Annotated in this window: 8 protein-coding genes; 1 reads left to right on the top strand and 7 read right to left on the bottom strand. The window is 66.2% G+C overall.

Annotation, left to right across the window (positions count from 1 at the left end):
- Nucleotides 1-78 precede the first annotated feature (78 nt).
- Together FHT19_RS10675 and FHT19_RS10680 are read right to left on the bottom strand one after the other, a co-directional pair.
- Complete coding sequence (locus FHT19_RS10675; protein WP_169475114.1) at nucleotides 79-2,850, bottom strand: hypothetical protein; 2,772 nt, start codon at nucleotides 2,848-2,850, stop codon at nucleotides 79-81.
- Nucleotides 2,851-2,899: 49 nt separating this feature from the next.
- A complete protein-coding gene (locus tag FHT19_RS10680; protein ID WP_169475115.1) occupies nucleotides 2,900-6,613 on the bottom strand; it encodes a hypothetical protein in 3,714 nt (1,237 codons plus the stop codon).
- Between FHT19_RS10680 and FHT19_RS10685 the strand changes: the two genes are divergently transcribed.
- Nucleotides 6,605-6,868, top strand: a complete 264-nt coding sequence (locus FHT19_RS10685; RefSeq protein ID WP_169475116.1) for a hypothetical protein — start codon at nucleotides 6,605-6,607, stop codon at nucleotides 6,866-6,868. The genes FHT19_RS10680 and FHT19_RS10685 overlap by 9 nt on opposite strands.
- 341 nt (nucleotides 6,869-7,209) lie before the next feature.
- Here the strand turns inward: FHT19_RS10685 and FHT19_RS10690 are convergent, their stop codons facing one another.
- The 5 genes from FHT19_RS10690 to FHT19_RS10710 form a co-directional block, all read right to left on the bottom strand.
- Nucleotides 7,210-7,992, bottom strand: a complete 783-nt coding sequence (locus FHT19_RS10690; RefSeq protein WP_169475117.1) for an enoyl-CoA hydratase/isomerase family protein — start codon at nucleotides 7,990-7,992, stop codon at nucleotides 7,210-7,212.
- On the bottom strand, nucleotides 7,989-9,068 hold the full coding sequence (locus tag FHT19_RS10695; protein ID WP_169475118.1) for a phosphotransferase: 1,080 nt from the start codon (nucleotides 9,066-9,068) through the stop codon (nucleotides 7,989-7,991). The genes FHT19_RS10690 and FHT19_RS10695 overlap by 4 nt, the downstream gene beginning before the upstream one ends.
- Entirely contained in the window at nucleotides 9,058-10,263 is a 1,206-nt protein-coding gene (locus FHT19_RS10700; protein WP_169475119.1) for an acyl-CoA dehydrogenase family protein, read from the bottom strand. The genes FHT19_RS10695 and FHT19_RS10700 overlap by 11 nt, the downstream gene beginning before the upstream one ends.
- A gap of 38 nt (nucleotides 10,264-10,301) precedes the next feature.
- A complete protein-coding gene (locus FHT19_RS10705; protein WP_168557230.1) occupies nucleotides 10,302-11,069 on the bottom strand; it encodes an SDR family NAD(P)-dependent oxidoreductase in 768 nt (255 codons plus the stop codon).
- A gap of 86 nt (nucleotides 11,070-11,155) precedes the next feature.
- Nucleotides 11,156-12,289, bottom strand: coding sequence for an acyl-CoA dehydrogenase family protein (locus FHT19_RS10710; protein ID WP_169475120.1), 1,134 nt, complete (start codon nucleotides 12,287-12,289; stop codon nucleotides 11,156-11,158).
- Between the last annotated feature and the right edge of the window lie 72 nt (nucleotides 12,290-12,361).

Consider the following 12,361-nt stretch of genomic DNA (forward strand, 5'->3'; position numbering starts at 1 on the left):
GACCGGACTCTTTTGCGCGCGCCGGTCAATCGCTGGTGGCTCACGCCCGGTTCACCGCCACTTGGCCTGCGATACGGCCTACCACCGTGCCGGATCGTTGATCTGGCGCAGCAGGTTTTCTTGCCAGTCGTGGGTGGAAAGGAGTTCCTCCATCATGAAAAAGCCCAGCCGGCGATAGCTTTCCCACTGCGCCTCGTCGAAGAACTGGTCCCCGGTGGTTTCGTGCGGAAAGGCGGAGTGCGCCGTGGCATAGCCGGTGACATCGGCCGAAACCCCTTCGCACAGGCGCGGCTTGATCCACACGATATGCCCGATCACGCCATAGGAATTGTCATCCTCGGGCACTGTGCGGCCATGGACTTCGAGCAGCAGGCAGAACGCGCGGTCGATCGGGCTCGCCGCCGTGCCTGGCGCGCTGCGCCGCGCCGCCCGCAGGCGCCAGTCCTCCTCCTCGCCATTGAGGAACAGGGCGGCGGCCGTGCTGCCCACCAGGTGCTGCACTTTGGTGGGCTTGGCCACTTCCAAGCCAAACCCCAGGTCGATCCGCGCCTTTCGCGCCAGATTTTCCAGGTCTTCGAACACAAAGCCGGGATCGGCACCATTGTCGGCCACCACGATCGTGCGGACCCGCCGCCGCAGCAGTTCGTAAGCGCCGCTGTTCTCGAAATGGCCACCGTCGGACAGATAGACGCGGCTGTAGCGGCGGGTGAAATAGCCGCGCATTTCCGAACCGAGATAGAAGAACGTGCGGAACAGCCGCGATGTGAAATGCCAGGCTTTCCGCTTGCGCGGCTCGCCCTCGCTTTCGCGCAGCAGCATGTCCACATGCCACCAATAGCCCAGGCGGATATTGGCAAAGCACAGCGCCAGCGACCCACCCAGCGTGGTGCGCGATCCCATCCCGGTTGACGCCGCCGCCCCGGAAATCGCACACAACTGCCCCAGCGAAAGCCCTTCCACCCCGGCTGCTTCCAACGCGCTCCAAGCAAAGAACGCGCCCGTCGGCGTGCCCGGTGTCGTGGCGTTGACGAACAGCCCCTCGGGCGCAAAGACCATCGGCACGCCTTTGCGATCGCGTTCCAGCAACTGCGAATGGGCGCTGCTGACCGTTTCGTTGAGCGTCACGTTGATCAGGTGCAGCGGCGCCAGGGTGCGCTGTTGCTGATAGACGGCGATCGGCACCTGGTCGCCCGGATCGGTCTCGGTGATCGGCTTGGCCGCGTCACCTCCCTTGCCCGGCCTGGCTTCGGGACGGGGGAGACCGCCTTGCAGCCGGTTGATGTTGGTCGCCCCGACATACGCCCGCGTCAGCCGCGCGGCATATATGCCATGGAGCGACGAAAGGTTGATGAATCCGGTGGCCCAGCCCGTGGCCATCATCAGGCCCAGCACCACGACAAGCGCGATCGCCACAATTTGCCCGTTCCATCGCCCTGGCAAGCCGGACACCCAGCGCTGCCCATCGAACAACAGGGCCTGCACCGTCACATCCGCCCCCACCGAAACCAGTCCATAGAGCAGCACCCCGGCCGCCAGCGCCAGGGTCCAGACATGGCGCCCCAGCATCGCCGCCAGCTTGCCATCGCCACTCACCCAACCGGGTAACTTGTTGATCAGCCAGGCTCCCAGCGGCGCAAGCGCCAGGCCCAGCGCCTGGCGCAGGCCAATCCCGGCCTGGTTCTGGCGCGCGATCCAGTCATAGGCACTCAATCCCAAGGTGTTGATCGTGGCCAGTGCCGCCAGGCCCAGCGACAGCCCCAGCAGATTGCCGCCCCAGCGCGTCAACCGGCTGCGTACGTCGGCGGTATAGGCATCATCGGGCGCCACTTTGGCATGCTGGGACAGGTAAGCGGCCAGAAGTGCGGCCAACGCACCGATCACCGCCAGAAGCACACCCGCCAGCACCATCAGGCTGGCCCCCTCGCCAGACGGAAACTGGCGCCAGGCGGCCCAGCCCACGCCAATGGCAGCCAGCCACAGCACGATGCCGGCCGTGAGCCGCGCCCAGGCAGGGCTTTGTTTGTCCCGGCTGCGCTGATCCTGACCGCGCCCGGCAGAGGATAGCACTTCCGTGTACCAATAGCCCAACCACACCGCCAGGGTGACAAAGGCCAGCGCCAGCACCGGCCACCACAGCAGGCTGGGCAGCAGATGGAACGGCTGGGCACAGGCACCAGTGCGCACCGGTTGCAGGCAGCCCGCCGCATTCGCCGCCATCGGCGCGGCGGAAAGCGGCGCGCGCAAGGTTCCGTTCGGATCGGCATTCGCCACCGTCCAGGCCGTCAGCCCGGTCATCACCGTGGCCAGAAACACCACCGGCAGCAGGAAGACATAGAGCATCGCCAGCCAGTTGCGCGCCATATAGGCGGCTGCGGGCAGATAGTCCGACGCGCCGTTGGGCGCCAGATAGCGGCTATGCTCGCGCAGCCAGCGCACCGGGTGGCGCAAGGTCCGCCCATCCCACGGCAACAGCGTGGCGTCCGAACGCGACGATAGCACGGTCTGTGCCAGATCCGCTTCATCCAATATCACGCTATCGGTTGCGCCAAGGCCGGCATTGCCACCGCGCGCGCTGTCGGGCAGGAACAGGCTGCCCAGGAAACTGCCGAAATAGCCGCCACCGGAAACGGTGGAACAGTAATCGAAATCGAGCAGACGCCCTGCACGCGCCAGCGCCTGGGCCAACCCCAGGCTCAAGGTGGCGCTGCGAATGCCGCCGCCCGAAAACGCCACGCCCATCGTGCCGGGCGGCACCGCCGCATCGATTTCCGGCCCCTTGCCGCCCACCCACTGGCGCAACAACGCGCGCCGCGCGTCGATGGCATTGTCCGTCGCCTTCGCCTCGTCCATCTCGGCCCCCTTGTCCTGTCTACTCATCCTGCCGGTTCACCCAGTTGGCTCACCCCGCCGCCTGCCGCCGCGAAAAGGCCCCGATCAGCATCGGAATGCCGGCGAGCAGCGCCGAAATCGTGGCGTTGAGATTGTCCCCCTGTTGCGCCGCGCCATAGGCCACCAGCAGCAGGCCCAGCGGCACCCCCACCAGCAGCGGCCACCGCGCCAGGTTCCATTCGCCCTTGGGCAACTTGTTGCGCCAGCTACGGATGGTTTCGGGCCGCTCGGCCTGCCGCACGAACATGGCAAAGCTGTCGTTGAACAGGCGCGGCCCCGGCTCCAGCGTCACCAGCCGCCGCCGCACCAGTGAACGCACCACGAGCGAGGCATGGATGTTGACGAAATGGCCCCGTGCAATGGCATCGAGCACCACCCGTTCGGCCTGGGTGGAGGCAAACCACAACTGCTCGTAGTATTCGATCAGGTGCACGCGCAGGAAATCGATCGCAGCGGGCACCGTCGGCAGATGGCGTGAACGTGCCCAATCCGCCAGCGCGGCAGTACGTTCGGCGCGATCTGCGTGGGCCAGCACACCGGGCAGCAGCGTGGCGACGATATGGCTGGGCAGGTGACGCAATTCGCGCAGCAGGGCCTTCGCCGACAGGGAGAGATCGGCCATGTGCTCCACCGCCAGGGGATCGATCAACAGGGCACCGTCGGCTGGCGTATAGGTCACGAACGTCTGGAAAAACCGCGCCCAGCGCAGCTCTTCCAGGCCCCCCGATCGTTCGCCCTGGCCGAAACTTTCCCCATCCACTACATCGAGAATGCGTTCCAGCGGGGTGAGATCGGAATAGACCACCAACCTTTCCACCCGCCCGCTGGCCACGGCTCGGTCAACGCATTCCAGGAAAACCAGCGCCGCCCGGCGCCGCAGGGGATCGCGCAGCAACAACGACAGGCCATAGACCTGAACGATGCGCGCATCACCGATCTTATCGTCCGCACGCTGGCAGATCTTGCTGTCTGCCAGCGCGGGGGCGTCTTCGTAGAGCAGCACGTCCGACAGGTCGATCCTGGCGCTGTTCTGCGGGTCGGTTCCGGCAAGGTCCGCCATCAACGTGCTGCGGCTGGCATGGTCGCCGCCCACCACCAGCAGACGCGGCACCCCCGGCACGTCGGATTGGAGCGACACGGGCAAGCCCAGCGGCACGCCAAACCCGCATAGCGCGCGCAGCAACAGGCGCGGCAAGCCCAGCCAAAGCGCGATCACCGGCACCACGCCGAACACGGCGAGGCTCAACCAGTCCAGCAACGGCAGGCGCCACTCCACGTCATAGCTGGCGCTGGCAGACGCGCCAGCCGGCGCAACACCGGCGGGCGCACCAAACCAGTAATCCTGCCGCATTCCCCAGATGGATGCGGCCAGTGCCGAAGCCGGCCATGCCGAAAATGGCGCGTGAACGGCCTGAGGAGGAGCGGCCTGGTCGATCGCGGCGGCAGGCGCCACGGCCACCGCCGTGGTGCAGGCGTTGCGCTCCCGCTGCTGCGTGGCCAGGCTCAACCCATCGACTCCAAAGCCCTGGCATTGCGCCATGGCCATGAGTTGCGCGCGGCGATCACGATCCGCGTTGGCAGCCAGATCAGCCACATGCCTGTCGGCAGCGTGATGCGCCACGGAAAAGGCGCGCGCATCCAGCCACACCAGCACAGCGGGCACCAGTGCAACCAACGCAATCGTCCCCACCACCAGGCGGAAGAACGGCTGTTCCGCCTTTTGCGTCAGGGCATCGTCGGTATCCCGCTGCATCGATAAGCCCACGCCCACGGCCACCGCCGTGAACGGCACGGCAAGGGCGCAAAACGACAGGCCCGGCGCCATTCCGTCCAGGGCCAGCGCCAGCAGCACCGACACCATCAGGATGCCACCGGCCAATGGCAGGATGCGCTTGGCCAGCCAGGCATAGGCTTGCGCGCCCGCTTCGTGCGGCCAGATATTGGCCCAGCGTGCCGGCGGACATCCCCCCGGCAACGGGGATTTCATCCGTAAGGCCATCACCAGCCCACCCGCCACCACCAGCATCACCACCAGCAAAGCCAGGCTGCTCCACAAGCCCAGGCTGGCCGTGCGCGCCGCCACGGCATCGATTTCGGCGACATTGCTCCATACCAGCACGACCCAGGTCGTCCCGGGCACGGCCACGGCGGCAAAGCTGGCCAGGCGCCCGGCATAGCGGGCCTTGAAGTGCAACACCGGCGCACCGCCGCCTGGCGCAGAATTCTGCGCCAAGGACACGATCTGTGTCGGGATGGTGGGATCGGTTTCGGCTTGGTCGGCCAGGTTTTCCTGCCCGGCATGGCCGCGCTGGGCGTGAAAGATCACCGGCAGGCGCAGATCATTCCCATTCCAATTGCGCGTTTCCACCACCATGAAGCGCTGGTCTGCGCGCAGGCCTGCCCGCGCACCGGGCTGCATAAGCGCAGCCAATTGAAACGAACCAACGGCATAGCGATCGGCTTGGCCCCCAGGCCCTGCCAGGCGCGCGGCAATCACCGCCGTATCCACGCCCATCACTTGCGATCGCACGCCGCTGGCCAGATAGGTAGCGGCATGCCCTGGCGTCGCGGTGCCGTTCTGGTCACGCAGCCGCTGGAAGTAATCGCGCCCACTGATGTCGATGGCCACCGGCCGGCGGGGGTTGGCGGTGCAGATGCGCGTCTTCTCGGCCCCTGCCGGCGCGCGGGCGCCATCGTTCGCAGGCACGTCGGAGGGCGCCTCCCCATCCTCGTGCAACAAGGTTACGTCGGAAAATCCACTGCACTGCGCCGCGTCTGCCGTTTCCAGCAAGGCGGCCAGCCGGCCCGCCTGCCTTGCCACCTGGCCCCCCGTATCGAGTGCCAGCCGTTGCGCCACGTCCCCCGCCGCCTGTGCGATGGACCGCCGCCCGGCATCGGTATCGTGGGCCAGCAACACCATGAACAGCGCCAGCACCAATGCCGCCGGCACCCCGGCCAGCATCGCAATCACTTCGAACGGCCCAGAGGACTGCGCCGCACCCATGAGTTGAAAGCGCAGGAACGGCAACAGCGCTGCCAGGAACAACAGGCCCAACGTCGCCCCCACCCGTTCCACCGGCATCGTCTCCAGCCAGCGCGCGGTCATCGCCGATTTCGGCATCAGCGCCACGATATAGCAGGCCGTCGTGCCCCCGGCATTGCCGCTGGCCGCCATAGGCGTGCCCACCGCGCCGCTGCACGGCTGGCTCACGGCGTTGGGCACCAGAAAGGGCTTGATATAGGCGAGATAGTCCTCACCGCCGGCGCTGAGCGAAACGACATCTTGCGCCGTGCCGATGGAGGGCTTTGGCGGATTGGCCGGCCCACCCTCGCCATCCTTGAGCCCCAGACCACTGCCCAGTTCCCGCGCGATGTTGCGCCCCATCGCGCCGGTATCATTCAGATCGGCAATGGCATCGACGGTCAGCGGCGGATCGCCCACTTGCGCCACGATCCGGCCTTGCCCATCGACCAGCAGGAAGTGGGAAATCGGCGTGTCTTCCACACCGGTGTTGATCAGCCGGTCGAGCGGCACGCGCGCCAGGAAGCACGCCACGACCTTGGCCGGCTGGCCGTAGTCGTCGCTGCGAACCACGCCAGTCACTTCCAGCCTTATGCCCTGGCCGGGATGTTCGCCCTGCTCATAGCCGATAGCCAGCGAACGCGCGCCCAGCGGGATTCCGGGGCAGGCGCCATCCTTATCGGGCGCACGAATATGCAGCATGTATCGCCCCAGATCGGGGTGAAACATCACAAGTATCCGATTTCCGCTTTGCCAACCTTGTTTGGCGGAAGCAGCGTTATTATCCTGGCGCTTGGTAGCATTCACATTGGCCCGCGCCATGCGCTCGATATCCAGCGGCCAGGATTGCAGCCCTTGTGCGGCGATTTCCACGAGGTGGAAATTGCTCTTGTGCGTGCTGTTGACGACGATCAAACTATGAACAAAAGCAACCAAACCAACGCCAAGGCTGGTTAACGCCACCAGGACTGCACAGACGCGCAGCCAATAAGGCAAAACTCGCCTTGGCGCCGCATATGCCGCATCTGAACCAACCGATTTCTGTGAATCCACCATACCGGCTGCCCCCGCTTCCGGCCCTGCAAGACACGAATCTTGGTATTTATTGCAGGATTACGAAAGCTAACACGGAGCAGCACTTGAGCAATAGCAATATTTTTAATTTCAAATTGGTGGTTTCGTGATCAAGGCAACTGCCGACTTGGAGGCTGATTCAAAATTCGCCGGAAGGCGAATTTTGGGTTCGGCACCGGCAGCCTCTCCGAAACTACGTCACAGACGTAGTTCGGGTCGGGCTTTCACGCAAAACGCGGCGCGCGGCGCTGCGCAAAGGCGGCGATGCCTTCCGCGGCCTCGGCCCCGGCGCCGGCCTGGGCAATGCGCACCACTTCCAGGTCAAGCTGGGTGGCCAGGTCGTTTTGCAGGCTCTCGGCAAGCAGTGCGCGGGCGCCGGCGATGGCAGCAAGCGGCCCCTGCGCCAGGCGTTGCGCCACGGCCAGGCCCTCGGCGTGCAGATCCTCGGCCGCCACGGTGCGGGTGACCAGGCCAATCGCCGCGGCTTCCTCTGCGCCGATGCGGCGGTTGGTCAGGATGATCTCCTGCGCGCGGCGCAAGCCTACCACGCGTGGCAGCGTCCAACTCATGCCGCCATCGGGGGTCAGCCCCACCATGCCATAGGCGGCGGTGAAGTGCGCCCCGGGCGCGGCCAGCACCACGTCGCCCAGGATCGCCAGGCTCAGCCCCGCGCCCGCCGCCGGGCCGTTGACCAGCGTGACCAGCGGCTTGCCCATCTGCGCGAGCTTGAGCACGCTGCGATGCACCGCGCCTGCCAGCGCGAAGAGAAAGGCCGACGGCCCCTCGCTCGCCGTGCCGAACGCGCTCACGTCACCCCCGCCGCAAAACAGCTTGCCCATGCCGGTCAGCACCACGCAGCGCACCGCGGTATCGGCAATCGCCGCATCGACCTGCTGTTCCAGCCGCAGCGCGGTGGGCATGTCCAGCGTGTTGCCCGCGGTCGGGCGGTTGAGCGTCAGGATCGCCACGGCATCGTGCCGTTCCAGCACCACCAGATCATCGTTCATGCGCAGGCCTCCATCGCTTCGCGGCCCAGCCGGGCCAGGCGGGGGAAGGCTTTCGCCCGCTCCGCCGCCTGGGCGTTGGCCGCCGTGCCGCGCAGCACGCGGCCCTTGATCCCGTGAAAGATCGCGGCCAGCCGAAAGAACTGGAACGCGACATAGAAATCCCAATTGGCAATGCCATCCCGCCCCGTGCGCGCGCAATAGCGGGCCATATAGTCCGCCTCGCTCGGCAGGCCCAATGGCACAGGGTCCGCCCCGCCCAGTCCCGCCACGATGTCGGGCGGCATGCGATAGAGCATGGCGTGATAGGCAAAGTCCGCCAGCGGGTGCCCCAGCGTGGACAATTCCCAGTCCAGCACCGCCAGAACGCGCGGCTCGCTGGGGTGGAAGATCATGTTGTCGCAGCGGAAATCGCCGTGGACCAGGGTGGTCGTGTCATCGTCGGGAATGGCCGTGGGCAGCCAGGCGACCAGCGCGTCCATATCGGCGTCGCGGCCGGCAAGCTCGTCTTCCAGGTATTGCCGCGTCCAGCGCCCGATCTGCCGCGCGAAGTAGTTGCCCGGCTTGCCATAGTCGGCCAGGCCCACTGCCACGTGGTCCACGCCGTGCAGCGCGGCGATCACGCGGTTCATCTCATCGAAATAGGCGGCTCGCTCCGCCTTGGGCACCTTGGCAAAGCTCGTGTCCCAGAACACGCGCCCGTCTACCATGTCCATCACGTAGAACGCGCTGCCGATCACGACATCGTCGTCGCACACGCCCAGGATGCGCGCCACCGGGACGTCGCTTGTCGCCAGGGCCTGCTGCACGCGCGCTTCGCGCAGCACGTCGTGTGCGCCTTTGAGCACGGCGCCCGGTGGCTTGCGCCGCAAGACATAGCGCGCGCCCGGCGTTTCCAGGCGATAGGTGGGGTTCGATTGCCCGCCGTTGAACTGCCCAATGGTCAGCGGCCCGGCAAAGCCATCGACATGGGCGGAAAGCCACGAAGCCAGCGCGCCTTCGTCCAGCGCGGTGCGCACCGCGCCTACGCCGGCATTGGCCTGCGCGATCTGCGCCGCGTCGAGCTTGTCAGTGGGCATCGACGGTTTCCTGGGCCTGCTTCCAGTCGCGCTTGATCTTCTTGGCCAGGCTCCACTTGTGCACTTCGGTGGGGCCATCATAGATGCGGAACGCACGGATTTCGCGGAACACCTGCTCCACGATCGTCTTGTCGGTCACGCCGGTGCCGCCCATCACCTGCACGCAACGATCGGCCACGCGCATCAGCGCTTCGGACACGGCCACTTTGGCCATGCTGCTTTCCGCCGTGCCCAGGCTGCCGGTGTCGAGCACGCCCGCGCACCAGTCGATCATCAGTTCCGCCTGCTTCAGGTCGATCAGGTTTTCGGCGAGCATGAAGCCCACGCCCTCGTGGTCGATCAACGGCTTGCCAAAGGCCATGCGGCGATTGGCATAGTCGCTGGCAATCTCGTTGGCGCGCTGGCAGGCGCCAAGCCAGCGCATGCAGTGCGAAAGGCGCGCGGGCGAAAGGCGGATCTGCGCATACTTGAAGCCTTCGCCCGCCTGGCCCAGCATCTGGTCGGCCGGCACGCGCAGGTTTTCGATCGTCACCGTGGCATGGCCGCCCGGCATCGAGGTGTCGATCGTATTGGGCACGTGGTCGATGCGGATGGAAGGATCGGGCAGGTCCACCAGGAACATGCACGCCCCGCCCTGGCTGTCCGCCTCATCCGACCGGGCCATCACGATGCCCACTTGCGCGCCATCGGCCCCGGTGATGAAGCACTTGGTGCCATTGACCACCCAGTGGTTGCCGTCCTTGCGGCAGGTGGTGATCATCATCGAAGGGTCGGATCCCGCGCCTTGCAGTTCGGCCGGCTCGGTCATGAAAAAGGCCGACCGCGCGCGGCCTTCCACCATCGGTTTGAGGAAGCGCTCGCGCAAATGGGCATCGCCCACTTTGCCCAGCAGGTACATGTTGCCTTCATCGGGCGCTGCGGTGTTGCAGGCCAGCGGGCCCAGCGGGGAAAGCCCGGTGGCGGCAAGTACCACCGCGGTTTCGCGCTGGGTCAGGTGGCCCCCGCCGGGAAGGATATGCGGGGTCAGCACGCCCGCCGCGCGCGCCTTTTCGCGCAGTTCGCGCACCAGGTCGTCGGTCGGCGCGCCATGATGGTCGCGCCGACCGTCTTTTTCATAAGGCACCACCACGGCGCGCACGAAAGCTTCCACCTTCCGCGCCAGGTCTTGCGCCGCTGCCATCCCGATCCCGCTCATCACCCTCTCCCTTTTCTGTTCGGCCCGGCGTCCTGGTGTCAGCGCGGCGCCATGCGGATCGCGCCGTCCAGGCGGATCACTTCGCCGTTGAGCATCGGGTTGGTCACGATCGCTTCCACCAGCTTGGCATATTCGGCCGGCTGGCCCAGGCGGCTGGGGAACGGCACTTGGTTGCCGAGCGAATCCTGCGCTTCCTGCGGCAGGCTGGCGAGCAGCGGCGTCCAGAAAATGCCCGGCGCGATGGTGTTGACGCGAATGCCGAAGCGGGCGAGTTCGCGGGCGATCGGCAGGGCCATGGCCACCACCCCGCCTTTGCTCGCGGCATAGGCCGGCTGGCCAATCTGCCCGTCGAACGCGGCAACGCTGGCGGTGTTGACGATCACCCCGCGCGCACCATCGGCATCGAGCGGCTCGGCATCGAAAATGCGCGCGGCGAATTTCGACAGCACGTTGAACGTGCCGATCAGGTTGATGTTGATGATCCGGGCGAAATCGGCCAGCGGCAGCGGCTGCCCTTCGCGGTTGAGCACTTTGGCCGGCGGGCCGATCCCGGCGCAATTGACCAGGATCCGCGCCTTGCCGTTCAGGCCTTCGGCCTCGGCAATGGCATCGGCCACGGCGTCTTCGTCGGTGACGTTGACCGCCTTGAACAGGCCGCCGATTTCCGCCGCCTTGGCCGTGCCCAGTTCGGCATTGAGATCGAACAGCGTGACCTTGGCCCCGCGCGCGGCAAGCAGTTCGGCCGTGGCCGCGCCCAGGCCCGAGGCCCCGCCGGTCACGATTGCCGCAACGCCATTGATATCCATGAATGCATCTCCCGCAGATTATCGATTTGCTGATGTCTTAGACGGCTTTGCCGATGGGCCTCACTGGCCGAAAAACGAGGGTGCCCTCATCCGGCCAGCGCGCGCGCAATCACCATGCGCTGGATATCGGATGTGCCTTCATAGATCTGGCACACGCGCACATCGCGATAGATCTTGGCCACGCCATATTCCTCAAGGTAGCCATAGCCACCCAGGGTCTGGATCGCGCCCGAAACCACCGCCTCGGCCGTTTCGGAGGCCACGAGCTTGGCCATCGACGCTTCGGTCAGGCACGGCGCGCCGGTCTGCTTGACGGCGGCGGCATGCAGCACCAGTTGCCGCGCCGCTTCCAGCCGGGCGGCCAGATCGGCCAGGCGGTGCCCCACCGCCTGGTGGGCGATGATCGGCTGGCCGAAGCTGCGCCGTTCCTTGGCATAGTCGAGCGCAATGGCCATGGCGGCGTCGGCCATGCCGATGCACTGCGCGGCAATGCCGACACGCCCGGCTTCCAGGTTGGACAGCGCGATGCGATAGCCCTCGCCGGGCGCGCCCAGCACCATGGCATCGGGCACGAACACGTCGTCAAAGCGGATCGCGCACGTGTCCGAGGCCCACTGCCCCAGCTTGTGCTCCACTTTGTCCACGACATAGCCAGGGCTATCGGTCGGGACCAGGAACGCGGTCATGCCCTTCTTGCCCGCTGCCGGGTCGGTCATGGCAAAGGCGATTGCCAACCGGGAGATCCGGCCATTGGAAATGAATTGCTTGGCCCCGTTGAGGCGCCAGCCACCGTCCACCCGGTCGGCGCGGCAGCGCAGTGCAGCGGCATCCGATCCGGCGTCGGCCTCGGTCAGGGCAAAGGCGCCGGTGGCGCGGCCTGCGACCAGATCGGGCAGGAACCGCTCACGCTGCTGTTCGCTGCCATAGCGCAGGATGCCGGCCACGATCAGGCTGTTGTGGATCGAAACGATGGTCGACAGCGCGCCGTCGCCCGCAGCGATCTCCATCAATGCCAGGGCATAGGACACTGCATCGAGCCCGGCCCCGCCCTCGCTTTCGGGTGCGGCCATTCCCATCAGGCCCAATTGCGCAAGCTGCGCAAAGAGTTCGGGCGGATAGCCACCGGCCGCTTCGAACGCGCGGGCCTGCGGGCGCAACTGCTCCTGGGCAAAGGCATGGACCATGTCGCGCACGGCAATCTGGGTTTCATCGAGAATCATAAAACTGACCGGACTATTGTTTACTCATGAGTAGATTGCCTTCTGCCTGGTATCGTGTCAACACGGCAGCGT

The organism is Novosphingobium sp. SG919 (assembly GCF_012932495.1).
In the GTDB taxonomy this organism is placed as follows: Bacteria; Pseudomonadota; Alphaproteobacteria; order Sphingomonadales; family Sphingomonadaceae; genus Novosphingobium; species Novosphingobium rhizosphaerae.

Coding starts and splice junctions, on each gene's coding strand:
- FHT19_RS10690 (WP_169475117.1), bottom strand. CDS start 7,992: ATGAACGATGATCTGGTGGTGCTGGAACGGCACGATGCCGTGGCGATC.
- FHT19_RS10680 (WP_169475115.1), bottom strand. CDS start 6,613: ATGCTGCATATTCGTGCGCCCGATAAGGATGGCGCCTGCCCCGGAATC.
- FHT19_RS10695 (WP_169475118.1), bottom strand. CDS start 9,068: ATGCCCACTGACAAGCTCGACGCGGCGCAGATCGCGCAGGCCAATGCC.
- FHT19_RS10685 (WP_169475116.1), top strand. CDS start 6,605: ATGCAGCATGTATCGCCCCAGATCGGGGTGAAACATCACAAGTATCCG.
- FHT19_RS10700 (WP_169475119.1), bottom strand. CDS start 10,263: ATGAGCGGGATCGGGATGGCAGCGGCGCAAGACCTGGCGCGGAAGGTG.
- FHT19_RS10705 (WP_168557230.1), bottom strand. CDS start 11,069: ATGGATATCAATGGCGTTGCGGCAATCGTGACCGGCGGGGCCTCGGGC.
- FHT19_RS10675 (WP_169475114.1), bottom strand. CDS start 2,850: ATGGACGAGGCGAAGGCGACGGACAATGCCATCGACGCGCGGCGCGCG.
- FHT19_RS10710 (WP_169475120.1), bottom strand. CDS start 12,289: ATGATTCTCGATGAAACCCAGATTGCCGTGCGCGACATGGTCCATGCC.